General features: G+C 74.9%; 16 protein-coding genes. 8 read left to right on the forward strand and 8 right to left on the reverse strand.

Annotated features, from left to right (window positions below):
- Positions 1-290: 290 nt before the first annotated feature.
- On the reverse strand, positions 291-713 hold the full coding sequence (locus PHY01_RS20670; protein WP_141280918.1) for a hypothetical protein: 423 nt from the start codon (positions 711-713) through the stop codon (positions 291-293).
- Between the two features lie 508 nt (positions 714-1,221).
- Between PHY01_RS20670 and PHY01_RS20675 the strand changes: the two genes are divergently transcribed.
- The gene (locus PHY01_RS20675; protein WP_075950692.1) at positions 1,222-1,473 is read left to right on the forward strand and encodes a WhiB family transcriptional regulator; all 252 of its coding nucleotides are present in this window, start codon (positions 1,222-1,224) and stop codon (positions 1,471-1,473) included.
- Positions 1,474-1,640: 167 nt separating this feature from the next.
- On the opposite strand, the gene PHY01_RS20680 is transcribed toward PHY01_RS20675, so the two are convergent.
- Positions 1,641-3,110: a sensor histidine kinase gene (locus PHY01_RS20680; protein ID WP_141280920.1), complete on the reverse strand. Its 1,470-nt coding sequence runs from the start codon at positions 3,108-3,110 to the stop codon at positions 1,641-1,643.
- A 63-nt stretch (positions 3,111-3,173) separates the two neighbouring features.
- On the opposite strand from PHY01_RS20680, the gene PHY01_RS28285 reads away from it, so the two are divergent.
- Positions 3,174-3,248 carry a 50S ribosomal protein bL37 gene (locus tag PHY01_RS28285; RefSeq protein WP_370467464.1) on the forward strand — a complete coding sequence of 25 codons (75 nt, stop codon included), beginning with the start codon at positions 3,174-3,176 and terminating at the stop codon, positions 3,246-3,248.
- 65 nt (positions 3,249-3,313) lie between these two features.
- Here the strand turns inward: PHY01_RS28285 and rsrA are convergent, their stop codons facing one another.
- Positions 3,314-3,655 carry a mycothiol system anti-sigma-R factor gene (rsrA, locus tag PHY01_RS20685; protein ID WP_141280922.1) on the reverse strand — a complete coding sequence of 114 codons (342 nt, stop codon included), beginning with the start codon at positions 3,653-3,655 and terminating at the stop codon, positions 3,314-3,316.
- Complete coding sequence (locus PHY01_RS20690) at positions 3,652-4,269, reverse strand: sigma-70 family RNA polymerase sigma factor (RefSeq protein ID WP_370467465.1); 618 nt, start codon at positions 4,267-4,269, stop codon at positions 3,652-3,654. Before PHY01_RS20690 ends, rsrA begins: the two co-directional genes overlap by 4 nt.
- Before the next feature lie 252 nt (positions 4,270-4,521).
- Here PHY01_RS20690 and ybaK point away from each other — a divergent pair, with 252 nt between their 5' ends.
- Entirely contained in the window at positions 4,522-5,004 is a 483-nt protein-coding gene (gene ybaK / locus PHY01_RS20695; RefSeq protein ID WP_141280924.1) for a Cys-tRNA(Pro) deacylase, read from the forward strand.
- Here ybaK and PHY01_RS20700 read toward each other — a convergent pair.
- Positions 4,997-5,596 (reverse strand): alpha/beta hydrolase family protein, encoded by a 600-nt coding sequence (locus PHY01_RS20700; RefSeq protein ID WP_141280926.1) that lies wholly within the window; start codon positions 5,594-5,596, stop codon positions 4,997-4,999. The genes ybaK and PHY01_RS20700 overlap by 8 nt on opposite strands.
- On the reverse strand, positions 5,593-6,381 hold the full coding sequence (locus tag PHY01_RS20705; RefSeq protein ID WP_141280928.1) for an SOS response-associated peptidase: 789 nt from the start codon (positions 6,379-6,381) through the stop codon (positions 5,593-5,595). Before PHY01_RS20705 ends, PHY01_RS20700 begins: the two co-directional genes overlap by 4 nt.
- A 65-nt stretch (positions 6,382-6,446) precedes the next feature.
- On the opposite strand from PHY01_RS20705, the gene aroA reads away from it, so the two are divergent.
- From aroA to PHY01_RS20725, 4 genes are all read left to right on the forward strand, one after another.
- Positions 6,447-7,709: a 3-phosphoshikimate 1-carboxyvinyltransferase gene (gene aroA / locus PHY01_RS20710; protein ID WP_141280930.1), complete on the forward strand. Its 1,263-nt coding sequence runs from the start codon at positions 6,447-6,449 to the stop codon at positions 7,707-7,709.
- Positions 7,706-8,710 carry a ribosome small subunit-dependent GTPase A gene (gene rsgA / locus PHY01_RS20715; RefSeq protein ID WP_141280932.1) on the forward strand — a complete coding sequence of 335 codons (1,005 nt, stop codon included), beginning with the start codon at positions 7,706-7,708 and terminating at the stop codon, positions 8,708-8,710. The genes aroA and rsgA overlap by 4 nt, the downstream gene beginning before the upstream one ends.
- 41 nt (positions 8,711-8,751) lie before the next feature.
- Positions 8,752-9,555, forward strand: coding sequence for an SCO4651 family lipoprotein (locus PHY01_RS20720; protein WP_141280934.1), 804 nt, complete (start codon positions 8,752-8,754; stop codon positions 9,553-9,555).
- A 301-nt stretch (positions 9,556-9,856) separates the two neighbouring features.
- A complete protein-coding gene (locus PHY01_RS20725; RefSeq protein ID WP_141280936.1) occupies positions 9,857-11,065 on the forward strand; it encodes an FAD-binding domain-containing protein in 1,209 nt (402 codons plus the stop codon).
- Here PHY01_RS20725 and PHY01_RS20730 read toward each other — a convergent pair.
- Together PHY01_RS20730 and PHY01_RS20735 are read right to left on the reverse strand one after the other, a co-directional pair.
- Positions 11,062-11,565 carry a DUF6912 family protein gene (locus PHY01_RS20730; protein WP_141280938.1) on the reverse strand — a complete coding sequence of 168 codons (504 nt, stop codon included), beginning with the start codon at positions 11,563-11,565 and terminating at the stop codon, positions 11,062-11,064. The two genes, PHY01_RS20725 and PHY01_RS20730, sit on opposite strands and share 4 nt — an antisense overlap.
- Positions 11,565-13,001, reverse strand: coding sequence for a WS/DGAT/MGAT family O-acyltransferase (locus PHY01_RS20735; protein WP_141280940.1), 1,437 nt, complete (start codon positions 12,999-13,001; stop codon positions 11,565-11,567). The genes PHY01_RS20730 and PHY01_RS20735 overlap by 1 nt, the downstream gene beginning before the upstream one ends.
- Before the next feature lie 77 nt (positions 13,002-13,078).
- Here PHY01_RS20735 and PHY01_RS20740 point away from each other — a divergent pair, with 77 nt between their 5' ends.
- A complete protein-coding gene (locus PHY01_RS20740; protein ID WP_246086035.1) occupies positions 13,079-13,801 on the forward strand; it encodes a TrmH family RNA methyltransferase in 723 nt (240 codons plus the stop codon).
- The last annotated feature ends 31 nt before the right edge of the window (positions 13,802-13,832 follow it).

Here is a 13,832-nt window from a genome sequence, read left to right on the forward strand (position 1 = left end):
CATGTTCGATCATACACGACCTGAACTGGGAAAACGACCGTCCCCAGCATCGGACCGTACCCGCGCCATCGATCCGAACCGGACGCCGACGGCCGGCCCCGGCCAGCGGGACGCGACGCCCGCTCGTCGCCGAACTGGCGCGCCCAGCATCCCGCCGCCTACGACACGGCCCCGAAGGCAGCTCACGCGCCTCCCCCGGCTGCCGTACCCCACACTCGGCGACCCCAGGCCGCCGCGGGCGACGCCCCGACGCCGAGAGCCCATCGGCGAACACGAGTGCGCAGCGAGGATCAACGAGGAGCGTCGGGCAGGTCCAGCCCCATCGACCACTCCCGCGACCGTTCACTGATCAACAGCATGAACGCCACGAACACCGCCGCTCCGCAGACGATGCCCAGCACGAGCTGCCGCGACGGCCCGATCAGCGAGTACACCACCGGCAACAGCAGCAGCTGCGTGACGATCGCCGGCGTCCGGGCCCAGCGGCGCCCGACGACCAGCCCGGCCCCGACGGCCACCAGCGCCCCCCCGATGAGCACGAAGTACCCGGCCTCCCCGATCACGAAGGAGAGCGGCAGTTCCGCGTCACCCGCCCGCACGACGAGCAGCACGGAGAACGCCAGGCCGAGCAGCCCCTGGACGCCCACGATCAGACCGGCCACCCGCACCTGGACGGGCGGACCGGAGGGAATGGCGGGCTCGTCGGTCCTCACCGACCCGAGGATAGGCGCGCACCGGCACGGTGACCCGCAGTTCCCGTCCGAACCCGCTGAGCGACGAGTCGTCGTACGAAAGGCACTTCTCGTCGCGTCGAGCGGTTCGCGTCACCCGATTCGGTGATGCAGGGGGGCCATTCACCGACCGCGGCGGACCGTCGAGCCGATAAGGGCTCGCACCAGGGCAAACGAGGGCGCACTGTAGGTCCCGGACAAGCAAGGGCCCGTCGGCCGCGACGGTGACGGGCTCCGCGCATGGTCCGTCGGAGACCGGGTAACCGAACTCCGACGGGCGGCCGAGGATCAGCGTTCATCCGTACGACAGTCACGAAGCAGTAACCGATCGTGTCAGCCGTCGTTACGATGAGTGGGTGAGAGTGCTCACCGGACTGGGCCTTGACCCTTGAAAGACGTACGCGCTCGTGAAATCATTCACAAGCGCGGAAACACCGTGACGGACGATCGGCGCGACCCCGATCGCGCAAGTACGAGGAGCAGAGCAATCATGGACTGGCGCCACCGCGCAATCTGCCGCGACGAGGACCCCGAGCTGTTCTTCCCTGTGGGGACGAGCGGTCCTGCGCTGCTGCAGATCGCCGAGGCCAAGACCGTATGCCGGCGCTGCCCCGTGGTCACCGAGTGCCTCACCTGGGCACTCGAGAGCGGCCAGGACGCAGGCGTCTGGGGCGGCATGAGCGAGGACGAGCGTCGGGCGCTGAAGCGTCGCAACGCGCGTACCCGCGCTCGCACGGCCTGACGAGACGAGCAGTAGAACTCAAGACTCCCCCACCGAGGGCCCGAGACCGGACTGCACCCGGTCGCGGGCCCTCGGTCGTTCCCTCCGGGCGCACGCGGGGGCTGCTCCGGACGGGGGGTCGGCGACTCGCCAGTGCGACCTGCGTGCCGTCAACCACAGTCCCCAGGCTAACGCCCCCGTAACGAGAGCCTGATGAGGGCCTCGGTTCCGCCGCCCTCCCGCGCCCGGACCTGGAGCGCCGAGCCGAGCTCGGAGTCCAGCAACGTGCGGACGATCTGCAGGCCCAGGCCCCCGGCCGTCTCGACGTCGAACCCGGGCGGCAGGCCGCGCCCGTCGTCGAGGACCGCGACGTCGAGCGCGGACGCCGTGCGCCGGGCGGTGACGACGACCTCGCCGGCGCGGCCGGGCTCGAAGGCGTGCGCCAGCGCGTTGTGCACGAGCTCGGTGAGCACCAGCACGAGCGGCGTGGCCAGCTCGGCGGGCAGCTCGCCGAAGCTGCCGTCGCGGCGCACCTTGGCCCGCGACTCGGCGGTGGCGCCGTCGCCGATGGCGGGCAGGACCTTGTCGACGAGCTCGTCGAGGTCGACCCGCTCGGCCACCGACGCCGACAGCGTCTCGTGGACCAGCGCGATGGAGTCGACCCGCCGCACGCTCTCCGCCAGCGCCCGGCGGGCCTCGGGGATCGCCGTACGGCGGGCCTGCAGGCGCAGCAGGGCCGCGACGGTCTGGAGATTGTTCTTCACCCGGTGGTGGATCTCCCGGATCGTCGCGTCCTTGGACAGCAACGCCATGTCACGGCGGCGCAGGTCGGTGATGTCGCGGACCAGCACCAGCGCGCCCGCCGCGTCGCCCCGGGGCCGCAGCGGCAGCGCGCGCACGAGCATCACCGCGCCGCGGGCCCGGACCTCCATCCGCAGCGAGTGCCGCCCGGCCAGCGCGGACTCGATGCGCCCGGCGACCTCGGCGGCGTCGAAGGGGTCGAGGACGAGCGCGCGGGTGGCACGGTCGAGCGGCAGACCCACGAGGTCGCTGGCGTGGCCCATGCGGTGGTAGGCCGAGAGCGCGTTGGGGCTGGCGTAGGCGACGAGGCCGTGCGCGTCGAGGCGGACCAGGCCGTCCCCTGCCCGGGGGCTGGTGTCGGCGCCCGCGACGGTGGCGCGCGGCGGGAAGGTGCCGTCGGCGACCATCTGGCACAGGTCCGACGCGCTGCCCAGGTACGCGATCTCCAGCGGGCTCGGCACCCGCGGCATCGCGAGGTTCGTGTCGCGGGACAGGACCGCGACGACCGCCCCGGCGTGCCGCACCGGGATCGTCTCGGTACGGACCGGTACCTCCAGGTGCCACCGGGGGGCCTCGTCACGACAGATCCGCCCCTCGACGACCGCCCGGCGCAGCTGCGGGTTGTCCGCCACCGGCACCCGCCGGGCCACCATGTCCTCCGCGTGCGCGGTGGGCGCGGTGGTGGGCCGGGCCTGCGCCACGCAGAGGAAGTCGGAGTCGAGCGGGACCCAGAGCAGGAAGTCGGCGAAGGACATGTCGGCCAGCAGCTGCCACTCGGCGACGACCCGCTGCAGGTGCTCGACGGCGTCACCGGGCAGCTGCGTGTGCTCGGCCAGCAGCTCGCTCAGGGTGGACATCGGCGCCAGTCAATCACGTGCGATGCTGGTCCCAGCAGCCACGACCGTGTGAGGGAGGGAACCATGTCGAAGCGTGCACGCAAGCGCCGCGACCGCAAGAAGGGCGGCGCCAACCACGGCAAGCGCCCCAACACCTGAGGCCCGAACCCTCGTGAGACACCGGACGCCGGGACCCGACGGGTCCCGGCGTTCCGTGTGCGTGATCAGCCGCGGCGCTCGACGCGGGTCGTGCGCACCTCGACCGTGGTGGTGACGCCGTCGGGGCCGGACTCGACCGTGACCTCGGCCTGCTCCAGCACCGCGGTGCGGATCTGGTGGCGCAGCTTGTCCTTGAGCCCGGGCGGCGCCTGCTCCCCGCCGCACTTCGCGGCCAGCAGCCGCTTGAGCTTCTCGTCCAGGCCGTACTCGGCCAGGCACGGGCCGCACTCGTCGAGATGCTTGGACAGCAGCGCCCGGCGCTCGCCGTCGCACTCCTGGTCGAGGAACAGCCAGACCTCGGCCAGCACCTCCGAGCAGTCCGTCTCGTGGTGGTCGCCGCAGCTCATGAGGTGACCTCCTCCTGCTTGCCGCGCAGGAAGCCCCGCTCCCGGGCGGTCTCGGTGAGCATGTCGCGCAGCTGGCGGCGTCCGCGGTGCAGCCGCGACATGACGGTGCCGATCGGGGTGCCCATGATCTCGGCGATCTCCTTGTAGGCGAACCCCTCGACGTCGGCGTAGTACACCGCCATCCGGAAGTCCTCCGGGAGCGCCTGCAGCGCCGCCTTCACCGCGTCGTCGGGCAGCCCGTCGAGCGCCTCGGCCTCGGCCGAGGGCAGCCCCTTCGACGTGTGCTCACCGGCCTGCGCGATCTGCCAGTCGGTGATCTCGTCGGTGGGGGACTGCAGCGGCTGGCGCTGCTTCTTGCGGTACCCGTTGATGTAGGTGTTGGTGAGGATCCGGTACAGCCAGGCCTTGAGGTTGGTGCCCGCGCGGAAGGTGCCGAAGGCCGAGTAGGCCTTCAGGTAGGTCTCCTGCACCAGGTCCTCGGCGTCGGCGGGGTTGCGCGTCATGCGCAGACCGGCACCGTAGAGCTGGTCGATCAGGGGCATCGCGTCGCGCTCGAAGCGCGCCATGCGCTCCTCGGGGGTCTCCGCCTCCTGGTCGATCGCCTTCTGGTCGATCGCCTCCTGGTCGACGGCCTCCACCGCATCGGTGACCGGTGCGGTGCGGTCGGACGTGCTGCCGGGCACCGTGCTCCTCTCACGCCGGACCACGCGGGCCCCGGGGACGACCCCCGAAGCGGTGGCCGGACGACGAGGCGAGCCTACGCGCCTCGTCGCGGAGCGGCCCGGCGATGCCGGGGGGGAGTCCATCAGTGCGTGCGTCACGGCCCGTACAACACGCGCTCCCCGCCGGGTGATTCCCTGTCCGTCATGGCCGGAAGAGCAACCCCCGCGACGGCGCTGCTGGCGAAGGGCCGCGTGGCGCACGTCCTGCACTCCTACGAGCACGGCACCGGGCAGGCCTATGGGCCGGAGGCGGCGCAGATGCTGGGGCTGGACCCGGGGCGGGTGTTCAAGACCCTGGTCGCCGACGTCGACGGGCGGCTCACCGTCGCCGTCGTCCCGGTCACCGCGTCGCTGGACCTCAAGGCGCTGGCGGCGGCGGTCGGCGGGAAGCGGGCGCGGATGGCGGAGGTGGCCGACGCCGAGCGCGTCACCGGCTACGTCGCGGGCGGGATCTCGCCGCTGGGGCAGCGCAGGCGCCTGCCCACGGTGATCGACTCCTCGGCCCGCGGGTTCGACACGCTGTTCTGCAGCGCGGGACGGCGCGGCCTGGAGATGGAACTGGCCCCCGACGACCTCGCGCGCCTGGCCGGGGCGAGCTTCGCCCCCATCGCCACCGCGCTCAGCTGAGCAGGCCGCCCAGGAACCCGGCGACCGCGGCCCGGAGCTCGCCGTGCGCGGCCTTGAGGCCGTGGTCACCGGGCAGCAGCACGACCCGGCGACCGGGCGCCTCCTCGGGGCGGCCGAACGGGTCGCGCTCGCCCTGCACCACCAGCACCGGGACCTGCGGTGCGGCCAGCTCGGCGAGCCGGTGCTTCTCCGGGCTCCGCGGCGGGGCGACCGGGAACGCCAGGCACACCACGCCGACCGCGCCGCCCGCACCGGCCGTGCGGCAGGCGACCCGGGCACCGGAGGAGCGCCCGCCGAACACCAGCGGCAGATCCGCACGGACGTGCTCGACGACGGCCAGCCAGGCGGTGTCGAGCTGCCCGGCGGGCGCGGGGGCCCGACGACCGGCCACGCGGTAGGGCTGCTCGACGAGCACCACCGACACCCCGGTCGCGACGGCCGCGGCGGTGGCGGACACCAGGTCCGGCGCCCCCACCCCGCCACCCGCCCCGTGGCCGAGCAGCAGCACCGCCCGCGGGTCGGTGGCCTCGTGCCGGGTGACGCGGGCGGGGCCGTGCGGGGTGTCGACCTCGGTGGCCGCGACCTCGGTCACTGCGGGTTCGGCCCGGCCAGCAGGTCGAGCTGCAGCGGCTCGGGGACGTCGGTGAACGGCTCCAGCAGCTCGGGCCCGTTGTTGCGGACGCTGTTGACCAGCGGCGACACCGGACGCAGCTCCAGCGACGCCACCAGCTCCTCCGACGGCGGCGCGAGCCAGGACGCGACCGGGTCGGCGTCGGCGCCGGTGTCGGGGTCGAGCCAGGCGTCCCAGGCCGCGGGCGGGAGCAGCAGCGGCATCCGGTCGTGCACCTGGGCCAGCTCCCCCACCGCCGACGTCGTGAGCACCGCGGCGGTGACGAGCCCGTCGGGGTAGGCGCCCTCCGGGTCGTCCTTGGGCTTCCAGAACTCCCAGATGCCGGCCATCGCCAGGCTCGAGCGGTCGGCGTAGCGGGTGTAGTACGGCTGCTTGTGGTCGGGCCCGCGCTGCCACTCGTACCAGCCGTCGGCCGGGATCAGGCAGCGCCGCGCCCGCATCGCCCGCTTGAAGGCCGGCTTCTCCGCGGCCGTCTCCGACCGCGCGTTGATCATCCGGGCACCGCCCTTGGCGTCCTTGGCCCACGACGGCACCAGGCCCCAGGTGACCAGGCGCAGCGTGCGCTCGGTGACGTCCGGGTCCGGCGTGCCGTCGGCGTCGCGCGGGTGCCGCTGGACGACGGTGACGATGGTCTTGGTCGGTGCGACGTTGTAGTCGGGCTCCGCGGCGCCGTCGGTGGCGTCGACGGCGCGGAACTCGTCGGCGAGGTCGGTGGGCGCCTTGATCGAGGCGTAGCGGCCGCACATGGGTCCATCGTGGCACCCCACCCCGACACCCCGCGGGCCGGACGGAGTGGGGGATCATGGGTGCCGTGACCAGCCCCTGGACCGCACCCGTCGCGACCGGCCCCGTCCGCGGCCGGGTGTCCGTGCCCGGCTCCAAGTCGGTGACCAACCGCGCGCTGCTGCTCGCCGCCCTGTCCGGCGGCCCGGCGTCGGTGTCCGGTGCCCCGGCCACCCGCGACACCGCGCTCATGGTGGGGGCGCTGCGCGCGCTCGGCGTCCCGGTCACCGTCGACGGCGAGCACGTCGCGATCGGTGCGTACGACGGCCTGCGCGGCGGCGGGGCGGTCGACTGCGGGCTGGCCGGCACCGTCATGCGCTTCGTCCCGCCCGCCGCGGCGCTGGCCGACGGCCCGGTGGCCTTCGACGGCGACCCGCGCGCCCGCGAGCGGCCGATGGGCACCGTCCTTCACGCCCTGCGGGCCCTGGGTGCCGCGGTCGACGGCGACGGGCTGCCGTTCACGCTGCGCGGTTCCGGCGCGCTGCCCGGCGGCGACGTCGTGATCGACGCGTCGGCGTCGAGCCAGTTCGTCTCCGGGCTGCTGCTCTCGGCGGCGCGCTACGACAAGGGCGTGACCGTGCACCACGACGGCAAGCCGGTGCCGTCGCTGCCGCACATCGAGATGACGGTGGAGATGCTGCGCACCGCCGGGGTGCACGTCGACGACTCCTCCGCGAACACCTGGCACGTCGCCCCGGGCCCGATCGCGGCGCGTGACTGGGCCGTGGAGCCCGACCTGTCCAACGCCTCGGTGTTCCTCGCCGCCGCCGCGCTGACCGGGGGCTCGGTCACCGTCGCGGGCTGGCCGGCCGGCTCCACCCAGCCGGGCGCGGAGATCCTGTCGGTCCTCGCGCAGGCCGGGTGCACGGTCGAGCCCGGGCCGGACGGGATGACGGTGCACGGGCCGGACGCCCTGCTCGGCGTCGACGTCGACCTGCACGACGCCAGCGAGCTCACGCCCACCGTCGCCGCGCTCGCCGCGCTCGCCACCACCCCGTCGCGGATCCGCGGCGTCGCGCACATCCGCGGCCACGAGACCGACCGGATCGCCGCGCTCGCCCACGAGATCACCGCCGTCGGCGGCGACGTCACCGAGACCGACGACGGCCTGGAGATCCGCCCCGCGCCGCTGCACGGCGGACCGTGGGGGGCCTACGCGGACCACCGCATGGCCACCGCGGGCGCGCTGGTGGGGCTGCGCGTGCCCGGGGTGGAGATCGACGACATCGGCTGCACGGACAAGACGATCCCCGACTTCCCCGGGCGCTGGACGGCGCTGCTCGCTCCGTGAGCAAGCGGGAGTACGACGAGTCCGACGTCCGGATCCGCCCCGGGCGCCGGGGCTCGCGGCCGCGCACGAAACAGCGCCCCGACCACGCCGACGCCGCCGAGGCCATGGTCGTCACCGTCGACCGCGGCCGCTGGACCTGCGCCCCCGACGGCGACAGCACCCGCCCGCCGGTCACCGCGATGCGCGCCCGCGAGCTGGGTCGCACGCCGATCGTCGTCGGCGACCGGGTGGGCCTGGTCGGCGACCTGACCGGCGCCGTCGACACCCTCGCCCGGATCGTCCGCGTCGAGCCGCGCTCCACCGTCCTGCGCCGCACCGCCGAGGACGACGACCCGTTCGAGCGGGTGGTGGTGGCCAACGCCGAGCAGCTCGTGATCGTCACGGCGGTGGCCGACCCGGTGCCGCGGACCGGGTTCGTCGACCGCTGCCTCGTCGCCGCCTACGCGGGCGGGCTGCGGCCCGTGCTGTGCCTGACGAAGGCCGACCTCGCCGACCCCGAACCGTTCGCGGCGGCCTACCGGGAGCTGGACTTCCCGGTCGTGGTGACCCGGCGCGACCGGCCGCCGACGGAGCTGGCCGCGCTGCTCGCCGGGAAGGTGTCGGCACTGGTCGGGCACTCGGGGGTCGGCAAGTCCACGCTGGTCAACGCGCTGGTGCCGGACGCCGACCGGGCCGTCGGCGTGGTGTCGGCCGTCGGCAAGGGGCGGCACACCACCGTCGCCGCGCTGGCCCTGCCGCTGCCGCGCACCCCCGACGGCCGGGACGGGTGGGTCGTCGACACGCCGGGCGTCCGGTCGTTCGGGCTGGCGCACGTCACCCCCGACGACGTGCCCGCCGCGTTCGAGGACCTGGCCGCCGCCATCGAGGACTGCCCGCGCGGCTGCGGGCACCTCGGGCCGCCCGCCGACCCCGAGTGCGCGCTCGACGTCCGGGTGGCGCAGGGACTGTTGCGGCCGGGGCGGCTGGAGGCGCTGCGCCGGGTGCTCGTCGCGCTCCGGTGACCGACCGCTACCGTTCCTCAACCCCCGACGGAGGTGCCGTGGTGGCTTCGTGGATCCCCCGCCTGCTCGCGTTGCTGCTCGTGGTCGGTGCCGTCGTCGGCTGCGGCGGGCCGGAACCCGCCGCCGCCGCGCTCACCCGCTACGACGACATCGACGAGCTGATCGCGGCCGTGTCGGCGCAGCAGCGCCTCGACCGCACGGCCCGGTTCAGCCTGCGGGGCGAGCTCATCGGCGCCGACGACGTCCGGCTGCGGTTCACCGGCGCGGGCGAGCTGCGGATCAGCGACGACGACGTGGAGCTGTCGTTCACCCAGGTCGTCACGCAGCGGGGTGCCGACCCGCAGGAGACCGGCTTCGTGGTCCTGCCCGACGCGGTCTACCTGCGGATGCCGGCCGACGACGGCGACGACCGGCCGTGGGTGCGGGTCGACCCGGCCAGCACCGACCCGGACGCCCAGCAGCTCATCGCGCAGGCCGACCAGCTCACCGAGCGCGCCGACCTCACCGTCACCCTGGCCCGCTACGCCGACTCCACGCAGATCAGCGAGGCCGCCGACGACGTCATCGGCGGGGACCCGGCGGTGCGCTACACGATCGTCACCGACCTCGCCCGGGCCGCCGAGACCGCCACCGACCCCGCACTCAAGGCGCAGCTGGAGCAGCAGGTGCGGGCCGGGCTGACCCTCATCACCTCCACGCTGTGGGTCGACTCCGCGCACCGGCCGCTGCGCAGCGCCGCCCGCCAGCAGCTCCCCGGCATCGGCACCCTGGCGATCACGAGCAGCTACCGCGACTGGGGCCAGGCCGCCACGATCGCCCCGCCGCCGGACAACCGGGTGCGCTGAGGCCCACTCGGCCCCGCGCACCGTCGGGCCCCACGCGCATCGTCGACGGTGCGCGAGGGGCCGGAGGGTGCGCGGCGAGGGCGACGGTGCGCGCCGGCCGCAGAGGACGCCGCCGACCGCTTCACACCCGGCCACGCGCACCATCGCACCCCACGCGCACCCTCGACGGTGCGCGCCGGGCCGCAAGGTGCGCGCCGGGCCGAACGGTGCGCGTCGGCCGGTGGCAGGGCGGGCCCGGTGGGTGTGGCGGGCGGGCGGGTGTCGGCGCGCGGGCCGCGGCCGCCGGGGTGAGACTGGGCCGGTGCTGCTCCCCACGCCCGAGCCGGGCACCGCCGTCGGCTGGGTCCGCGACCACCTCGCCGACCTGTGCTGCGACGAACCCGCCCCGTCCCCCGCGTTCCGGGGCGGGCAGCAGGCCGCCGACACCGCGCTCGCCACGCTCGACCTCACCGGTTACGCGGCCCGCCGCAACGAGGTGCTCCCGGTGTCGCGCCGGGGCGCGACCCGGCTGTCGCCGTGGATCCGGCACGGCCTGATCGACCTGCCGACGGCCTGGGCGGCCGCCGCCGACGCCCCGCCGCGCGACCGCACCAAGTTCCGCGACGAGCTCGCCTGGCAGGAGTACGCCCGCCACCTCTACGCCCGGCTGGGCCGGCGCACCGCCTCCGCGCTGCGGGCCGCCCCGGCCCGCCCGGCGCGGTCGTGGGACGAGCCGTGGCCCGTGGAGATGAACTGCGTGGCGAGCTGCGTCGAGGAGTTGGAGACCGACGGCTGGCTGGTCAACCAGACCCGGATGTGGATGTCGTCGCAGTGGACCGTGCGCGCCGGGGCGGAGTGGACGGGCGGCGAGGACCGCTTCTTCACCCATCTGCTCGACGGCTCGCGCGCGGCCAACCGGCTGGGCTGGCAGTGGAGCATCGGGGCCGGCACCGGCAAGCCCTACGGCTTCTCGCGCTGGCAGGTGCAGAAGCGCGCGCCGCAGCTGTGCCGGGGTTGCGCCCTGCGCGACGCGTGCCCCATCCAGGACTGGCCGCCGGACGCCCCCGTCGACCGGCTCGACCCCGATCCGCGCATGCGCTCCGACCCCGACCCCGAGGCCACCGGCGGGCCGCGGGAACCGGCGGGCGAGGGCGACCCCGGGGCCGTGTGGCTCACCGCGGAGTCGCTCGGCGACGCCGACCCGGCGCTGGCGGCCCACCCCGACCTGCCCGCGGTGTTCGTGTTCGACGAGCCGCTCCTCGCGCGGCTTCGCCTGTCGGGCAAGCGCCTGGTGTTCCTCGCCGAGACCCTCGCCGACCTGGGCACCCGCCGCCCGGTCGAGGTGCGCCGCGGCGTCGTGGCCGACGAGCTGGCCGGGCGCGCGGTGGCCGTCACGCACGCCCCCGTGCCCGGCTTCGCCCGGCGGGCCGCGGCCGTCGGCCCGGTGCGGGTGCACCCCTGGCCGTGGCTGTTCCGCCCGCACTCCGGCCCGGTGACCTCCTACAGCGCGTGGCGGAAGAAGGCGCGCTAGCCCAGCTCCACCAGGAACGCGATCTCCGAGGGGTCATACCAGGCCAGCTCGTGGTCCTGCGCCTCGCCGATGAGGAACTCGGCGTCGAGGTCGCCCATGTCGGCGGCGTCGACCGCGCCCGCGGCCTGCCGCACGGCGTACTCCGCCTCCTCGGTGTCGACGTGCACCGCGGCGACCGCCGACATCGGCACCCCGCCGGAGATCCGCACCGCGCCGTCGTCGAGGTCGGGGCGCAGGGTGGCGTCGACGTCGGCGGCCACCACCACCCGCCGTGCGGGTACGTCGTTCTCCCCCAGCCCGAACTCGACGCCGAGCAGCCGCAGCGACGCGCGGGCGGCCTCGGCCATCGCCGCGTACTCCAGCTCCTCCTCGTCGCCCGCGGCGTAGCTCTCGCGCAGCTTCGGGGTGAGCGCGAACGCCGTGCCGCCCATCGGGTCGAGGCGGCCGTTCTTCACCATCCGCGCCAGCATCGGCCAGGTCGCCGGGACGTAGACCCTCATCAGTTCACCGTTCCCACGAGCTCCTCGAGTGCCTCGTCGACGAGGCCGGCCAGCACCTCGACGTCGGGCATGGCGTCGCGGTCGCCGTTGAAGCCGTAGTAGACACCACCGTCGTAGGACGTCAGCCCGATGGCCAGCGCCTGCCCCTTCGCCAGCGGGACGACGGGGAACATCTCCAGCATCCGGGCGCCCGCGGCGTAGAGCGGGAACTGCGGGCCGGGGACGTTGGTGACGACCAGGTTGAAGATCCGCTTCGACATGCCGCTCGCCGCGCGGGCGCCCAGCGCGTGCAGCGTGGGCGGGGCGAACCCGCCGATCCGCACGAGCGTGTCGGCCCCGACGGAGTGCGCCGAGGCCGTGTGCTCGCGCATCGCGTGCGTGACGTGGTGCAGCCGCACGACCGGGCTGGGCTCGCCGACGGGCAGGTCGACGATGAACGACGACACCCGGTTGCCCAGCGAACCCGCCGTGGCGCTGCTGGGGACGTCGGCCTCGCCGCGGACCGACAGCGGCACCATCGCCCGCACCGACGAGCCCGCGCGCACCGGCTCGCCGCGGGAGAGCAGCCAGTCGCGCAGCGCGCCCGCGACGACGCTGAGCACCACGTCGTTGACGGTGCACCCGTGTGCCGCCCGCACCCGGCGGTAGGCCTCCAGCTCCGTGCGCGCGATCGCGAAGCGCCGCTGGGTGGAGATGTCGACGTTGAGCGGGGTGCCCGGGGCGCGCCTGCTCGCCGTGCGGGCCATCGAGAACAGCTGCCCGAACCCGCCGGCGACCTTCCCGACGGTGGCCACCGCGTCGCCCGCCGCCGCGACGGCCGTCTCGACGACCAGCCCCGGCCGGGCCACGGCCTCGGCGACCGCCCCCATCACCAGCTCGACGTCGGTGGGCTCCGGGCGGGGCATCCACAGCTCCGGATGGGTCCCCGGCCCGCGGGCCCGGCCGTCGCCGTTCGTCTCGGGGGCGGCGACGTCGAGGATCACCTGACCGATGTCGATGGCGCTGATGCCGTCGACCATGGCCTGGTGGGTCTTGGTGAGGATCGCCGACCGGCCGCCCTCCAGCCCCTCGACCAGGTACATCTCCCACAGCGGGCGCGTCGGGTCGAGCGGGCGCGACATCAGCCGCGCCACCAGCTCCGTCAGCTGCTCGTCGGAGCCGGGCTTGGGCAGGGCGGAGCGGCGGACGTGGTAGGCGACGTCGAAGTCGACGTCGTCGACCCACACCGGCCGGGCCAGGTTGGCCGGGACGTGGCGCACCTTCTGGCGGTAGCGGGGCACCAGCGCGATGCGCTGCTCCACCAGACCCACCAGGGTGTCGTAGTCGAAGCCCGACGGGGGCCGCTCGACGATCGAGACGGCTCCGACGTGCATCGGCGTGGTCGGCTGCTCGAGGTAGAGGAACGAGGCGTCGAGGGGCGAGAGCCGGGGCGGCATGGGCCTGATCCTAGGCTGCGCGGGTGCCGGACCCCCGTTCGCCGAAGGCTCGTTCACCCAAAGACACCTTCATCACCGTGTACGGCCGCAAGCCCGTGCAGGAGGCGCTGGAGGACCCCGACCTGCGGGTCGACAAGGTGATCCTCGCCGAGGGGCTGCACGGCGGGCCGGTCCGCGCGATCCTCGACGCCGCCCGCGCCCGCGGGGTCCCGGTGCAGCGCGCCAGCGCCCACCGCGTCAAGGTGCTCGCCGGCAACGGGCGCCACGACCAGGGCGTGCTCGCCGACGTCGTCGCACCGCGGATGGCCCCGGTCGCCGAGTTCCTCGACGCGCTGGCCCCCGGCGCGCCCGCCGCCGTGCTGGTGCTCGACCGCGTCACCAACCCGGCGAACGTCGGCATGATCCTGCGCAGCGCCACCGCCGCCGGTCTCGACGGCGTGCTGCTCCCCCGCCGCGGCGTCCCGGCGATCGACCCGCTGGTCGTCAAGGCCTCGGCGGGGGTGGCGTTCCGGGCGCCGGTGCTGCGCGCGGGCACCGTCGAGGAGGGCTGCACCGCCCTGCGCGACGCCGGGTTCGCCCTGCACGGTCTCGACGCCGGCGGGTCGTCGCTGCTCGACGCCGACCTGCCGCCGCGGGTGGCGCTGGTGCTGGGCAACGAGACCGACGGCCTGTCCGCGACCGTGCGCCCGCTGCTCGACGGCGTCCTCGGCATCCCCATGCACGGCGGCGTCGAGTCGCTGGGCGTGGCCAGCGCCGGGGCGGTGACGGCGTTCGAGCTCGCCCGCAGGCGCCACGCGTGAGCACTGTGCGCGGGCCCGGGGCCGCCTAACC

Origin of the sequence: Pseudonocardia hydrocarbonoxydans (genome assembly GCF_006539565.1) — a bacterium.
Lineage (GTDB): Bacteria > Actinomycetota > Actinomycetes > Mycobacteriales > Pseudonocardiaceae > Pseudonocardia > Pseudonocardia hydrocarbonoxydans.

Coding starts and splice junctions, on each gene's coding strand:
- PHY01_RS20675 (WP_075950692.1), top strand. CDS start 1,222: ATGGACTGGCGCCACCGCGCAATCTGCCGCGACGAGGACCCCGAGCTG.
- PHY01_RS20735 (WP_141280940.1), bottom strand. CDS start 13,001: ATGCCGCCCCGGCTCTCGCCCCTCGACGCCTCGTTCCTCTACCTCGAG.
- PHY01_RS20680 (WP_141280920.1), bottom strand. CDS start 3,110: ATGTCCACCCTGAGCGAGCTGCTGGCCGAGCACACGCAGCTGCCCGGT.
- PHY01_RS20705 (WP_141280928.1), bottom strand. CDS start 6,381: ATGTGCGGCCGCTACGCCTCGATCAAGGCGCCCACCGACCTCGCCGAC.
- PHY01_RS20730 (WP_141280938.1), bottom strand. CDS start 11,565: ATGAGGGTCTACGTCCCGGCGACCTGGCCGATGCTGGCGCGGATGGTG.
- ybaK (WP_141280924.1), top strand. CDS start 4,522: ATGGCCGGAAGAGCAACCCCCGCGACGGCGCTGCTGGCGAAGGGCCGC.
- rsrA (WP_141280922.1), bottom strand. CDS start 3,655: ATGAGCTGCGGCGACCACCACGAGACGGACTGCTCGGAGGTGCTGGCC.